This is a genomic window from Sulfitobacter sp. R86518 (genome assembly GCF_042466275.1).
In the GTDB taxonomy this organism is placed as follows: Bacteria; Pseudomonadota; Alphaproteobacteria; order Rhodobacterales; family Rhodobacteraceae; genus Sulfitobacter; species Sulfitobacter pontiacus.
Genome location: NZ_JAXHCA010000005.1, coordinates 2,618,695 through 2,631,925, shown reverse-complemented (window position 1 = coordinate 2,631,925; position 13,231 = coordinate 2,618,695). Strand labels below are relative to the sequence as shown.

Here is a 13,231-nt window from a genome sequence, read left to right as displayed (position 1 = left end):
GAAAGATATGACCGACGGCTATGTCACAGCGGATGGGCGCCAGATTGGCCCCGTTGTGATGGAAATGAAAAACATCACCCTGCGGTTCGGTGGGGTGGAGGCGATCAAGGATATCTCTTTCGACATCCGTCAGGGCGAGATCCGCGCGATCATCGGGCCGAATGGCGCGGGCAAATCATCCATGCTGAACGTGATCAGCGGGTTCTATGTGCCGCAGGAAGGCGAGGTCTGGTACAAGGGCAGCCGCCGTCCGGCGATGAAACCCTTTGAGGTGGCGCAGCAGGGGATCGCACGCACCTTCCAGAACATCGCCCTGTTCGAAGGGATGTCGGTGCTGGACAACGTCATGACGGGGCGTTTGACCAATATGAAGACCGGCATGTTCTGGCAGTCGATCTGGAAGGGCAAGGCGGAGCGCGAAGAGACCGCGAACCGCGAAGTCGCCGAAAAGATCATCGATTTCCTTGAGATTCAGGCGATCCGCAAGACGCCCGTGTCGCGTCTGTCCTACGGCTTGAAGAAACGGGTCGAACTGGCCCGCGCGCTGGCTGCCGAGCCGTCGATCCTGCTGCTGGATGAACCGATGGCGGGTATGAACGTCGAGGAAAAAGAGGACATGAGCCGCTTTATTCTGGATGTGAACGATGAATTCGGCACGACGATTGCCCTGATCGAACACGATATGGGCGTTGTGATGGACCTGAGCGACCGTGTGGTTGTGATGGATTACGGCAAGAAGATCGGCGACGGCACCCCGAGCGAGGTGCGCAACAACCAAGACGTGATCGACGCATATCTGGGGGTTGCACATGACTGATTTTGCCACTGGTTTTGCGATGGGGAGGGTCTGATATGCCTGAGCAACTGGCCTTTACAATCGAGGTGTTCCTGAACGGGCTTATGGCGGGTGTGCTCTATGCACTGGTCGCCCTGGGGTTTGTTCTGATCTACAAAGCCTCGGGTATTTTTAACTATGCCCAAGGGGTTATGGCGCTGTTTGCGGCCCTGACTCTGGCGGGGATCATCGATGGGCAGGTGCCGTTTAGCCACCTGATCAACGCGATCCTGGGCACGGATATTCACCATTTCGGCTGGCACGTGCCGGCGTTCCTCGCGATTTTGCTGACGATGGTGGTGATGATCGCGCTGGCCTATGCGGTGCAGCGGTTGGTCTTCCGCCATCTGGTCGGGCAAGAGCCGATCATCCTTTTCATGGCGACCATCGGTCTGGCCTATTTTCTGGAAGGGGTGGGCGATCTGATGTGGGGGTCCGACATCAAGTCTATGGATGTGGGGCTGCCGCAGGGGCTGAACACCTGGATCGACGACACCACCTTTAATGCCTTTGGCTACGGGTTCTTTATCGATAATCTGGATATCGTGGCCAGCATCATTGCCGCGTTGCTGGTGATCGGCTTGGTGATGTTCGCGCAATACACCAAACAGGGCCGCGCCATGCGGGCTGTGGCGGACGATCACCAAGCGGCTTTGTCTGTCGGCGTGTCACTGAACTTTATCTGGATCCTCGTATGGTCGCTGGCGGGCTTTGTCGCCCTTGTCGCGGGCATCATGTGGGGCACGAAGTCGGGGGTCCAATTCTCGCTCTCGCTGATCGCGCTGAAGGCGTTGCCGGTGCTGATGCTGGGGGGGTTCACCTCTATCCCCGGTGCCATCGTGGGCGGATTGATCATCGGTGTGGGGGAGAAGCTGTTCGAATTCCTGATCGGTGCGCCTTTCCTTGGCGGTGCGACAGAGAACTGGTTCGCCTACATGCTGGCGCTGATCTTTCTGGTGTTCCGTCCGCAGGGCTTGTTCGGGGAGAAGATCATTGAACGTGTGTAGTTTTGGCAACTCCCTGACCGGGGCTTTGCCCCGGAACCCAGGATTTAAAACCATTTGGAACGGGGGGAGCATCTGATGTTCTATCGTGAAGCCGGGGATTTCAGCGCCTCATACGAAGAAGACAGCCAGACGTTTCCGATCAAGTTCGACCGGTATCGCTATTATCTGGTGTTGTTCATCGCCATTGCCGTGATCCCGTTTGTGATCAATGACTATTGGGTGAACTCGCTGTTCCTGCCGTTCCTGATCTACGCCATCGCGGCGATCGGGCTGAACATTCTGGTGGGCTATTGCGGGCAGGTGAGCTTGGGGACCGGTGGTTTTATGGCCGTGGGGGCCTATGCCTGCTACAAATTCATGACCGCCTTTCCCGACGTGAGCATGCTGGTGCATGTGTTGCTGTCGGGGCTGGTGACCGCCGGTGTCGGCGTGTTGTTCGGCCTGCCATCGCTGCGGATCAAAGGGTTCTATCTGGCCGTGGCAACGCTGGCGGCGCAGTTCTTTCTGGTCTGGCTCTTCAACCGTGTGCCGTGGTTCTACAACTACTCTGCCTCGGGCCAGATCAGCGCGCCGGAGCGGACATTCTTCGGAATCGAGATCACCGGACCGAATACGCAGGCCTGGGCGACCTATCTGTTCTGCCTGATGTTCGTGATCTTCAGCGCCTATGTGGCACGCAACCTGACCCGTGGGTCGGTGGGGCGCAAATGGATGGCGATCCGTGATATGGACATCGCGGCCGAGATCATCGGGGTAAACCCGCTGCGGGCAAAACTGACGGCCTTTGCGGTCAGCTCTTTCTTCATCGGCATCTCGGGGGCGCTGTTCTTTGCGGTCTATCTGGGCGCGGTCGAAGTGGGCGAGGCCTTTGGCATCCAGAAATCGTTCCTTGTGCTCTTTATGATCATCATCGGCGGGCTGGGATCGATCTTTGGCAGCTTTGCCGGGGCCGCGTTCCTTGTGCTCTTGCCGGTTGCGTTGAAAATCGTGGGCGTGGACTGGTTCGGCTGGCCGACGGATATCGTGGCGCATCTGCAGCTTGTGATCGTGGGCGGGTTGATCATCATCTTCCTGATCGCGGAACCGCATGGGTTGGCCCAGTTGTGGCGCGTCGCCAAGGAAAAACTGAGATTGTGGCCCTTCCCGCACTAGGGAAGGACGCATGGCCGGGGGGAGGAGACCCAAGGCCGAAGAAGAGACGACCGGGACAACCCGGCAAGATCGGATACATCCAAGGGAGGAAACACCGATGAAACTGAAGATGACTACGTTGGCGCTTGGCGCTGCTCTGGCTGCGGGCCCCGCAATGGCAGAGCTTGTATTCCCGTCGCTCAGCTATCGCACGGGCCCTTATGCGGCAAACGGGATTCCCTTTGCCGACGGCTATGCGGATTACTTCACGCTGCTGAACGAACGTGATGGCGGTATCGGCGGCGAACCGATCCGGATGATCGAATGTGAAACCGGCTATAACACCGAAAAGGGTGTGGAATGCTATGAAAGCACCAAGGGCGAAGGCGCGCTGGTCTATCAACCGCTGTCCACCGGCATCACCTATCAGCTGATCCCCAAAGCGACGGCAGATGGCATCCCTGTCCACTCCATGGGGTATGGCCGGACATCCGCCAAAGACGGGTCGGTGTTCAAGAATATCTTCAACTACCCCACCAACTACTGGGACGGCGCTTCGGTCGCGATCAAGCACCTGCTGGATCTGAACGGTGGCAGCCTTGAAGGTAAGAAGATCGCGCTGGTCTATCACAACTCTGCCTACGGCAAAGAGCCGATCCGCACCCTGGAAGAGCTGGGCAAAAAGCACGGGTTCGAACTGTCCTTGCTGCCCGTTGACCACCCCGGTCAGGAACAGAAATCCCAGTGGTTGCAGATCCGTCGTGAAAAGCCGGACAATGTGATCATGTACGGTTGGGGTGTGATGAACCAGGTCGCCGTGCAGGAAGCCGCGAACATCCGCTATCCGATGGATCAGTTCATCGGCATCTGGTGGTCCGGTTCCGAGAACGACGTGCGTCCAGCGGGTGACAAAGCCAATGGCTACAAGGCGCTGACGTTCCATAACGTGGGCGATGACTTCCCCGTGTTCGACGACATCCAGAAGTATGTTGTTGATACTGGCAAGGCCGCAGGCGCGGGCGACCAGATCGGGACCGCGTTGTATAACCGTGGCCTTTACGCCGCGATGCTGGCTGCCGAAGCTGCCAAAACGGCGCAGGGTATCCATGACACCAAGGCGCTGACACCGGCGCAGATGCGTGACGGCATGGAAGCACTGGATATCACCGAAGCCAAGATGGCGGATCTGGGTCTGCCGAACTTTGGGCCAGAGTTCACGGTGTCTTGTGAAAACCACGGTGGGAACGGCTATGGTGCTGTGGCGCAGTGGGATGCTGCTGCCGACAGCTGGAGCCTGATCACCGACTACATCCAGTCGGACCAAGACGTGCTGGCCCCGCTGGTGACCGAAGATGCGCAGGCCTTTGCCGCGGAATCCGGTATCGAACCCAGCTGCTAAGCGCAGCCCTTGAACAGGGGCGCGGCGGCATTGTTGCCGCGCCCGACCCCCACGCCACCTAGTGAAAGAGACACCCATGCTGGATGCCACCCCAACGCCCGACGCGCAGGTCGAGACCCTTCTTGAGGTCAATAATATCGAGGTGATCTATAACTCGGTCATTCTGGTGCTGAAGGGCGTGAGCCTGAAGGTGCCCAAGGGCGGTATCACGGCCCTGTTGGGCGGCAATGGCGCGGGCAAGACCACGACGCTCAAGGCGATTTCCAACCTGCTGCATTCCGAACGGGGCGAGGTCACCAAAGGGTCGATCAAATACCGCAATGATCCGGTGCACAAGCTCGACCCCGCAGAGATGGTGAAACGCGGTGTCGTGCAGGTGATGGAGGGGCGGCATTGCTTTGAACACCTCACCATCGAAGAGAACCTGCTGACCGGTGCCTATACCCGCAGTGACGGCAAGGCGGCGATCGCGCGGGATCTGGAAATGGTGTACGACTATTTCCCACGGCTGCGCGAACGGCGCAAATCGCAGGCGGGCTATACCTCGGGCGGGGAACAGCAGATGTGCGCCATTGGTCGCGCTCTGATGTCGCGCCCTGAAACGATCCTGCTGGACGAGCCATCGATGGGTCTTGCGCCGCAGTTGGTCGAACAGATTTTCGAGATCGTCAAATCGGTGAATGAAAACGAAGGTGTGACCTTCTTGCTGGCCGAACAGAACACCAACGTTGCCCTGCGCTTTGCGCATTACGGCTATATTCTGGAATCCGGTCGCGTCGTGATGGACGGCCCTGCCGCCGACCTGCGCGAGAACCAGGACGTTAAGGAATTCTACCTTGGCATGTCGGACGAGGGGCGCAAATCCTTCCGCGATGTCCGCAGCTATCGGCGCCGCAAACGCTGGCTCAGCTGATCCAGCGCACGGCCCACGAGTTTTCCATTTCCTGACCACCCAGATGAATTGCGAGTAAGCGACATGGCACAGACGTCTTATTTTGACAGCCTAGAGACCCGCAGCCCCGAGACACGGGCGGCCGATCTTGCCCGGACCTTGCCCGCGCAGATCGCTCGGGCGCAGGCGCTGCCGGGCTATGCCGGATCGTTGGACGGGGTCGCGCCAGACACGATCACCAATGTCGAGGCGCTGGCCGCGCTGCCGGTTCTGCGTAAATCCGAGATCGGGAAACAGCAGGCGCAGTCGGCCCCCTTTGGCGGTTTCACCACCAAACCCGCCCATGCGTTTACCCATATCTTCCAGTCTCCCGGCCCGATCTACGAACCCTCGTCCGACGCGCCGGACTGGTGGCGCATGGGGCGGTTCCTGCATGCGGTGGGGATTGGCGAGGGCGACATCGTCCAGAACTGTTTCGGCTATCACCTGACACCTGCGGGCATGATCTTTGAATCCGGTGCGCGGGCTGTGGGGGCGGCGGTGCTGCCGGCGGGCACCGGGCAGACCGAACTGCAGGTCATTGCCGCGCGCGATATAGGCACGACCGCCTATGCTGGCACGCCGGATTACCTCAAGATCATTCTCGAAAAAGCGGATGAGATGGGGGTGACCCTTGGCATCACCAAGGCGGCCGTGGGCGGGGGCGCGCTGTTCCCGTCCTTGCGCGACTATTATGCAGAGCGGGGGATCACCTGTTTGCAAAGCTATGCAACGGCGGATCTGGGCAACATCGCCTACGAAAGCCCCGCCGCCGAAGGCATGATCGTGGACGAGAATGTAATCGTCGAGATCGTGACCCCCGGCACCGGCACCCCCGTCGCTCCGGGCGAGGTGGGCGAGGTCGTGGTGACCACCTTGAACTCCGACTATCCGCTGATCCGTTTCGCCACAGGCGACCTGAGCGCCGTGCTGCCGGGGGCGTCTCCTTGCGGGCGGACCAATATGCGCATCAAGGGCTGGATGGGCCGTGCGGATCAGACCACCAAGATCAAGGGCATGTTCGTACGCCCCGAACAGGTCGCGGCGCTTGTCGCGCATCACCCCGAGGTCACGAAGGCCCGCGTGGTGGCAAGCCGTGCGAATGAACAGGACGTCATGACCGTGCATCTTGAGACGACGGGTGATGACGCGGACAGCTACGGTGCCTCTGTTGCCGCGCTTCTCAAGCTGAAGGGCAAGGTCGTGCTGGCCGCGCCGGGCAGCCTGCCCAACGACGGATTGGTGATCGAAGACCAGCGTAGCTATGACTGACCCGTGCTGAAGGCACGCATTATGGCACCGGAGATTCAGGCACAAAGGCAGGATCACGCCTTTGCACTTGCGCCTCGCGCTACAATTTTCAGTCATCCCGCTGGTATTTCCGACTGAATTAGTCGAAACCGATCGCATGACGACACAGGATATCAATACAAGCCCCGCCGCCGTGAAAAGATCGCGGGATGGCGTGCGTTTACTGGCGGGGGTTGCGGTCGCGATTGCGGCGACCTGTGCCTTGCCGATGGTGGCCGTTTTGCTGGCCGCGCTGGTTGGGGGCACCGATACCGTGCGCCACCTGATCGATACGGTGCTGCTGGGGTACGCGGGCACCACCCTTCTGCTGGTCGCAATGGTGGCCACGGGCACCTTTGCCTTGGGCGTGGGGACCGCGTGGCTGGTGACCATGACCCGCTTCCCCGGTGCCCGCATGCTTGAGATCGCGCTGGTGCTGCCGCTGGCTTTTCCCGCCTATGTGCTGGCCTATGCCTACACGCATATCCTTGACCACCCCGGAATTGTGCAAACGGTGCTGCGTGACGTCACGGGTTGGGGGCCGCGCGACTACTGGTTCCCGGAAATCCGGTCCCTTGGGGGCGCGGCCTTGATGCTGGTGCTGGTGCTTTATCCCTACGTCTACCTCTTGGCGCGCGCCGCGTTCTTGCAGCAATCCGCCACGACGTTTCTGGCAGCACGTGCCTTGGGTAGCAGTGCCTGGGCGGCCTTCTTCAAGGTGAGCCTGCCGCTGGCCCGACCGGCGATTGCCGCAGGTGTTCTGTTGACCGTCATGGAGACAATCGCCGATTTCGGCACTGTCGCCTATTTCAGTGTGCAGACCTTTGCGACAGGGATCTACACCAGCTGGTTTTCCCTGTTCGACCGCGCTGGTGCGGCCCAGCTTGCACTGTGCTTGCTCAGTTTTGCGCTGCTGCTCGCGATGCTGGAGCGTATCCAGCGCGGCAAGGCGCAATACCACGATCCGGCGCGTCGTGCCGTGGCGATGCCGCCCGCGCAGCTTAAGGGGTGGCAGGCCGCCGCCGCGATGCTGGCCTGCGGTATTCCCGTTATCTTTGGGGCGATCCTGCCGGTGATCGTGCTGATCTGGATGGGCATCGGGTCAGAGCAAGACCTGCTGAGCCCGCGCTATCTGGGCTTCATCCGCAACTCTGCCACGCTGGCGGGGGTGGCGGCGGTGCTGACCGTGGCCGCTGCAGTCTGCGTGGGGTTCTTCCAGCGGTTGCGTCCGGGCAAGCTGTCGTTCGGTGCAGGCTATATCGCGCGGTTGGGCTATGCGGTGCCGGGCGGGGTGATTGCCGTGGGGCTGATGGTGCCCTTTGCGACCTTTGATAACCAGCTTGATGCCTGGATGCGCAGCACCTTCGACATATCGACCGGGCTGCTGGTCACCGGGTCGATCTGGCTGCTCGTCGCCGCCTATATGGTACGCTTCCTTGCGGCGGCTCTGGGGGCGTATGAGGGCGGGCAGGCGATGGTGCATGCCAACATGGACTCTGCCGCACGGTCATTGGGGGAAACCCCTGTGGGCACGCTGCGCCGTGTGCATCTACCGATCCTGTCGCCAAGCCTGCTGACCGCGTTGCTGATCGTTTTCGTCGATGTGATGAAAGAGCTGCCTGCAACGCTAATCATGCGGCCATTCAACTACGACACGCTGGCGGTACAGGCTTACCGGCTGGCAAGCGACGAGCGGCTGGACGGGGCGGCGGTGCCGAGCCTTGTGATCGTGGCAATGGGATTGCTCCCCGTGATCCTGATCTGCCGTCAGGTCGGACGGCAGAAATAAACATTTTGCTTTGCGCATGAAAAAACCGCACCGGCCAGGGGCCGATGCGGTTCAATGTCGTGTCTCTGCCGTGGCAGGCTGGGATTATTCCCAGCCAACCGCGTTAAAGATTTTCTGTGCTGTGGGGATGTTCTTGGCCACTTCGGACAGGTTCACCTCGTCTGCTTTGAATTCGCCAAGCTTCTCGACCGAGTCCGCAAGCTCTACACCTTCGACGGCGGGGAATTCGTCGTTCCCAGCAGAGAAGTAGGACTGCGCGCTGTCGGAGGACAGATACTCGAGGAACTTGACCGCGTTGTCACGGTTTGGCGCATTGGCTGCAACACCGGCACCCGACAGGTTCATGTGCGCGCCGTTGCCTTCCTGGTCGGGGAACACCAGACCGATTTTATCCAGATCGGCGCTCAGCCCGTCTACTTCGGTGCGGATGGCACGGGCAAAGTAGTAGGAGTTCGAGACGGAGATTTCGCATTCGCCCGATACCAGACCGCGCAGCTGGTCGGTGTCACCGCCCTGTGGTGCACGTGCCATGTTGTTCACAACGCCCTGTGCCCATTCGGTGGCTTTCTCTTCGCCGTGGTGCGTGACCAACGCCGCCAGCAGGGTCTGGTTGTAGGAGTTGGTGGAGGAACGGATGCAGACCTGACCTTCATAGGCAGGATCGGCAAGATCCAGATAGTTCTGTGGTGGGTTGTCTACAGCGTCCTTGCTGTAAAAGATGATCCGCGCGCGCTGAGAAAAGCCGAACCAGTCGTTGTCGGCGTCTTGCAGGTTGCTGGGGATACGCTCTTCGAGGATGTCGCTGTCAACGGATTGCAGCAGGCCCATTTCCTTGGCGCGGCTCAGGCGGCTGGTGTCGACGGTGATCAGAACGTCCGCGGGGGAGTTTGCACCCTCGGCTTCCATACGCGCCAGCAGCTCGTCTGCTTTGCCTTCGATGCGGTTGATGGTGATGCCGGTCTGCTCGGTAAAGTCGGAATACAGACGTTCGTCTGTGTCGTAGTGACGCGAGGAGTAGAGGTTCAGCTGCCCTTCGGCCAATGCTGGCATCGCAACTGTGGCCATCAAGGCGGCCGTGAAAGCGGATTTCGTCAGAGTCATCAGGTGACCTCCATCTGTGTAAAACCTATAAAAAAAGTAAGAAACAGATTTGAGGGCTGATATCAAGGAATACTTGAGTGAATTAATAGGACAAGCGTCTTGCCGCGAAGGGGCGGCAAGACGCGCGGGATCAGTCGCCGATTTTGTCCTGAGTCTTTGTGTCAAAATCGCTGGCATCGTGCCGTTCGTGCAGCTGCATTTCGGGTTCACCGAAGGGTCGGTTGACCATGCGACCACGTGTAACGGCAGGGCGCGCGTCGATCTTCTTGGCCCATTTCATCAGGTTTTCGTAGGAATCGACATTCAGGAACTCTGCCGCGTCATAGAGACGGCCCAGAACCAGCTGCCCGTACCATGCCCAGATCGCCATATCCGCGATCGAATATTCGCCCGCCATGTATTCGTTATCGGCAAGGTGACGATCGAGCACGTCAAGCTGGCGCTTGGTCTCCATCGCGAAACGGTCGATGCAGTACTTAATTTTGACCGGCGCATAGGCGTAGAAATGGCCAAAGCCGCCGCCAAGATATGGCGCGCTGCCCATTTGCCAGAACAGCCACGACATACATTCGGTGCGCTGGCTTGGGTCTTTGGGGATGAACTCGCCGAATTTCTCGGCCAGATGCAGCATGATCGACCCGGATTCAAACAGGCGCTGCGGCGCGTCGCCGGACCGGTCCATCATCGCGGGAATTTTGGAGTTCGGGTTGATGTCGACAAAGCCGGATCCGAATTGATCCCCTTCGCCGATGTTGATCAGCCACGCGTCATACTCGGCGCCCTTGTGCCCGGCGGCCAGAAGTTCTTCCAGCAGCACGGTGACTTTGACGCCATTGGGCGTCGCGAGGGAGTAAAGCTGATAGGGATGTTTGCCGACCGGCAGCTCTTTGTCTGCGGTGGGGCCTGCGATGGGGCGGTTGATATTGGCGAATTTGCCGCCATTGCCGGGTTCCCACTCCCATACGGCGGGTGGGGTGTAGTCGGGCAGATCGGTCATGAGATCCCTTTCAGTTCGTCTGATGAAGTCTGAAGAGAACCTAAGCGGTATTGGGGGGATCGCAAGAGGTCAGCACAGATTGGCTGAGGCAGGGGGGGGGCGCGGTTGACGGCGGCCCAAACGAAAAAAGCCGCCCCCGAAGGAGCGGCCTTTAATCAAATGCGCGCGAAGCTTAACCCTGACGGGCTTTGAAACGGCGCTGCGTTTTGTTGATTACGTAAACGCGGCCTTTGCGACGCACAACGCGGCAGTCACGGTGCCGGTTCTTGAGCGAGCGGAGCGAATTGCGAACCTTCATGGTCGTTCTCCTGTGTCGTGGCGCGGGCCAGCGCCGGGTTGCGGGCAGTTCAGCGAATGCTGAACCATGAATTAGGTGGTGGGCGATACTGGGATCGAACCAGTGACCCCTTCGATGTCAACGAAGTGCTCTACCGCTGAGCTAATCACCCCCTATGTAGCACGAAATTTGCACCCCAAACCAAATCGGGGCGCGAGATATTCGCGCCGGTAGCGGGGTCTATAAATAGAGTCGGAGGCATGATCAAGGGGTTTTGGCTTTGTAAAAACATGCGCTATGATCATTCTTGAAAGGTGCAACAATGCCACACATCGCCTACGAAGTCGTTCGCCCCGATCAAGCCCGTTCCTGCGCGGTGTTTGCATCCCCTCATTCGGGGCGGAATTACAGCTTTTCCTTCCTGCGGTCCACGGTGTTGGACGGGCATAGTATACGCTCGTCAGAGGACGCGTTTGTTGATCTTTTGTTTAATTCTGCCCCCCATTTCGGGGCCCCGTTTCTGATGGCGGGGGCACCTCGTGCGTTCCTTGATCTGAACCGGTCCCGAGACGAGCTTGACCCGGCCCTGATCGAAGGGGTTCGGCGGCAGGCGCATAACCCGCGGGTTGCCTCCGGATTGGGGGTTATTCCGCGTGTCGTGGCGAACGGGCGCTCGATTTATCAAGGCAAATTAACACTGGATGAAGCACGGGCGCGAATTGCCACCTATTGGGTGCCGTACCACGATATGTTGCAAAGCCTGCTGAACGACGCGCGGGCGGATCACGGGCAGGCGATCTTGGTGGATTGCCATTCGATGCCGCACGAGGCGATGGATGGCGTCGCGCGTATGGGATTGAAACGGCCTGAAGTGGTCTTGGGTGACCGGTTCGGCGCGGCAGCCAGCAGCGATGTTGTGGATCAGATAGAGGCCGCTTTCGTCAAGGCAGGGTTCACGGTCACACGCAACACGCCGTTTGCGGGGGCCTATATCACCCAAGCTTACGGTCGTCCGGCACGGGGGCAGCACGCGGTGCAGGTCGAATTGGACCGGTCGATGTATATGAACGAATCTCTGGTGCGCCCCAACGGTGATTTCGAGGATGTCCAAAAAGCGCTTCGCGGCGTTGTGGCAGAGATTGCGCGGATCCGTCCCGAAAGCCTCGCCCTCGCAGCGGAGTGATCAGCGCAGCGCACGCCCCTTGACGATTGCCTTGTCCCCGAACCGGTTGCGGATGGCATCTGTTGCCCGCTCTGCCTGACCCCGGCGGGCGGCATCCGGGTCCAGCAGGTCGCCCGCGGTATCGGCGCCGTCAGCGGCGCTCAGGTCCGAAATGCCACACCCAAGCAGGCGGAAAGGCCCCGGTTCACCAAGCTGGTCAAACAGCCCGCGCGCGGTGCGGTAGATGCGGTCGGCCAGTTGCGTCGGGTCATACAGCGACACCCGCCGCGTGATCAGCGAGAAATCGGCCCGTTTGAGCTTGAGCACGACAACCCGGCCAGCAAGGTCTTTGGCCTTGGCGCGGTCCGCCACCTTTTGCGCCATGCGCCACAGATGTCCGTCCAGCAGGTCGGGGTCGGAGGTGTCTTCGTTGAAGGTGGTTTCGTTGCTGATGGATTTCATCGGTTCATGCGCGGAAACACGGCGGTTGTCTTGGCCGCGTGCCAGATGCCATAGGCGGTCGCCCATACTGCCGAAACGCGCGATCAGGTCGGTCCTTTCCCATCGCAGCAGGTCCGCGAAGGTCTGGATGCCGGCCTTGTTCAGCGACCCGAGCGTGGCCGCGCCCACGCCCCAGATCATGCTCACCGGTTTGTCGTTTAGAAACCTCTGTGTTTCTTCCTTGCCGATCACTGAAAACCCGTGCGGCTTATCAAGGTCAGAGGCGACTTTGGCCAAAAACTTGTTGTGTGACAGTCCGATAGAGCCGGTTAGCCCCAGTTCGACCTTCATGCGACGCACCAGTCGCGCAAGCATCACGGCAGGGGGTGCCCCGTGCAGCTTGGTTGTGCCGGTCATGTCCAGAAACGCCTCGTCCAGCGACAGCGGCTGCAGGGCGGGGGTGAGCTCTTCCATCATGGCGCGGATCGCGCGGGAGGCTTCGACATATGCATCCATGCGTGGCTTGATGATGATCGCTTCGGGGCAGAGTTTGAGCGCCTGGAACATCGGCATGGCAGACCGGACCCCTTTGATCCGCGCGATATAGCAGGCGGTCGACACGACCCCACGGCGTCCGCCCCCGATGATCACGGGCTTGCCATTCAGCGCCGGATTGTCGCGTTTCTCCACGGAGGCGTAGAAGGCATCGCAATCCATATGGGCGATGGAAAGGTCGAATAATTCGGGGTGTGACGAGATACGCGGGCTGCCGCAGGCAGAGCACCGGCGCGCGGGCGCGATTTCGGACAGGCAGTCTCGGCAGAGGGCGGGCATGGCGGTCAGGTAGGGTTAAGAGCTGGTTAACGCAAGT

12 protein-coding genes and 1 tRNA gene are annotated in these 13,231 nt (G+C 60.0%); 8 read left to right on the top strand and 5 right to left on the bottom strand.

The annotated features are described in order from the left end of the window. Window positions 1-7 precede the first annotated feature (7 nt). The 7 genes from SJY36_RS13995 (at window position 8) to SJY36_RS13965 (ending at window position 8,382) form a co-directional block, all read left to right on the top strand. A complete protein-coding gene (locus SJY36_RS13995) occupies window positions 8-817 on the top strand; it encodes an ABC transporter ATP-binding protein (protein WP_174226616.1) in 810 nt (269 codons plus the stop codon). 35 nt (window positions 818-852) lie between these two features. After that, entirely contained in the window at window positions 853-1,842 is a 990-nt protein-coding gene (locus SJY36_RS13990) for a branched-chain amino acid ABC transporter permease (RefSeq protein ID WP_037942843.1), read from the top strand. Window positions 1,843-1,917: 75 nt separating this feature from the next. Next, complete coding sequence (locus SJY36_RS13985; RefSeq protein ID WP_005850182.1) at window positions 1,918-2,994, top strand: branched-chain amino acid ABC transporter permease; 1,077 nt, start codon at window positions 1,918-1,920, stop codon at window positions 2,992-2,994. A gap of 97 nt (window positions 2,995-3,091) precedes the next feature. Then, entirely contained in the window at window positions 3,092-4,372 is a 1,281-nt protein-coding gene (locus SJY36_RS13980) for an ABC transporter substrate-binding protein (protein WP_386175902.1), read from the top strand. A 76-nt stretch (window positions 4,373-4,448) separates the two neighbouring features. Beyond that, window positions 4,449-5,285: an ABC transporter ATP-binding protein gene (locus SJY36_RS13975; protein ID WP_037942846.1), complete on the top strand. Its 837-nt coding sequence runs from the start codon at window positions 4,449-4,451 to the stop codon at window positions 5,283-5,285. 63 nt (window positions 5,286-5,348) lie between these two features. Then, on the top strand, window positions 5,349-6,575 hold the full coding sequence (locus tag SJY36_RS13970) for a phenylacetate--CoA ligase family protein (RefSeq protein WP_386175899.1): 1,227 nt from the start codon (window positions 5,349-5,351) through the stop codon (window positions 6,573-6,575). Window positions 6,576-6,711: 136 nt separating this feature from the next. After that, entirely contained in the window at window positions 6,712-8,382 is a 1,671-nt protein-coding gene (locus tag SJY36_RS13965) for an iron ABC transporter permease (protein WP_005850174.1), read from the top strand. A gap of 84 nt (window positions 8,383-8,466) precedes the next feature. On the opposite strand, the gene SJY36_RS13960 is transcribed toward SJY36_RS13965, so the two are convergent. From SJY36_RS13960 to SJY36_RS13945, 4 genes are all read right to left on the bottom strand, one after another. Further along, window positions 8,467-9,483 carry a Fe(3+) ABC transporter substrate-binding protein gene (locus SJY36_RS13960; protein WP_132997901.1) on the bottom strand — a complete coding sequence of 339 codons (1,017 nt, stop codon included), beginning with the start codon at window positions 9,481-9,483 and terminating at the stop codon, window positions 8,467-8,469. Window positions 9,484-9,613: 130 nt separating this feature from the next. Then, on the bottom strand, window positions 9,614-10,480 hold the full coding sequence (yghU, locus tag SJY36_RS13955) for a glutathione-dependent disulfide-bond oxidoreductase (RefSeq protein ID WP_037942849.1): 867 nt from the start codon (window positions 10,478-10,480) through the stop codon (window positions 9,614-9,616). 172 nt (window positions 10,481-10,652) lie between these two features. Next, window positions 10,653-10,778, bottom strand: a complete 126-nt coding sequence (gene ykgO, locus SJY36_RS13950; RefSeq protein WP_005850168.1) for a type B 50S ribosomal protein L36 — start codon at window positions 10,776-10,778, stop codon at window positions 10,653-10,655. 76 nt (window positions 10,779-10,854) lie between these two features. Further along, a tRNA-Val gene (locus tag SJY36_RS13945) sits at window positions 10,855-10,929 on the bottom strand. Between the two features lie 150 nt (window positions 10,930-11,079). Between SJY36_RS13945 and SJY36_RS13940 the strand changes: the two genes are divergently transcribed. After that, complete coding sequence (locus tag SJY36_RS13940; protein WP_074636305.1) at window positions 11,080-11,940, top strand: N-formylglutamate amidohydrolase; 861 nt, start codon at window positions 11,080-11,082, stop codon at window positions 11,938-11,940. On the opposite strand, the gene SJY36_RS13935 is transcribed toward SJY36_RS13940, so the two are convergent. Then, window positions 11,941-13,194 (bottom strand): DNA polymerase IV, encoded by a 1,254-nt coding sequence (locus SJY36_RS13935; RefSeq protein ID WP_074636303.1) that lies wholly within the window; start codon window positions 13,192-13,194, stop codon window positions 11,941-11,943. It abuts the gene before it with no gap. Window positions 13,195-13,231 lie beyond the last annotated feature (37 nt).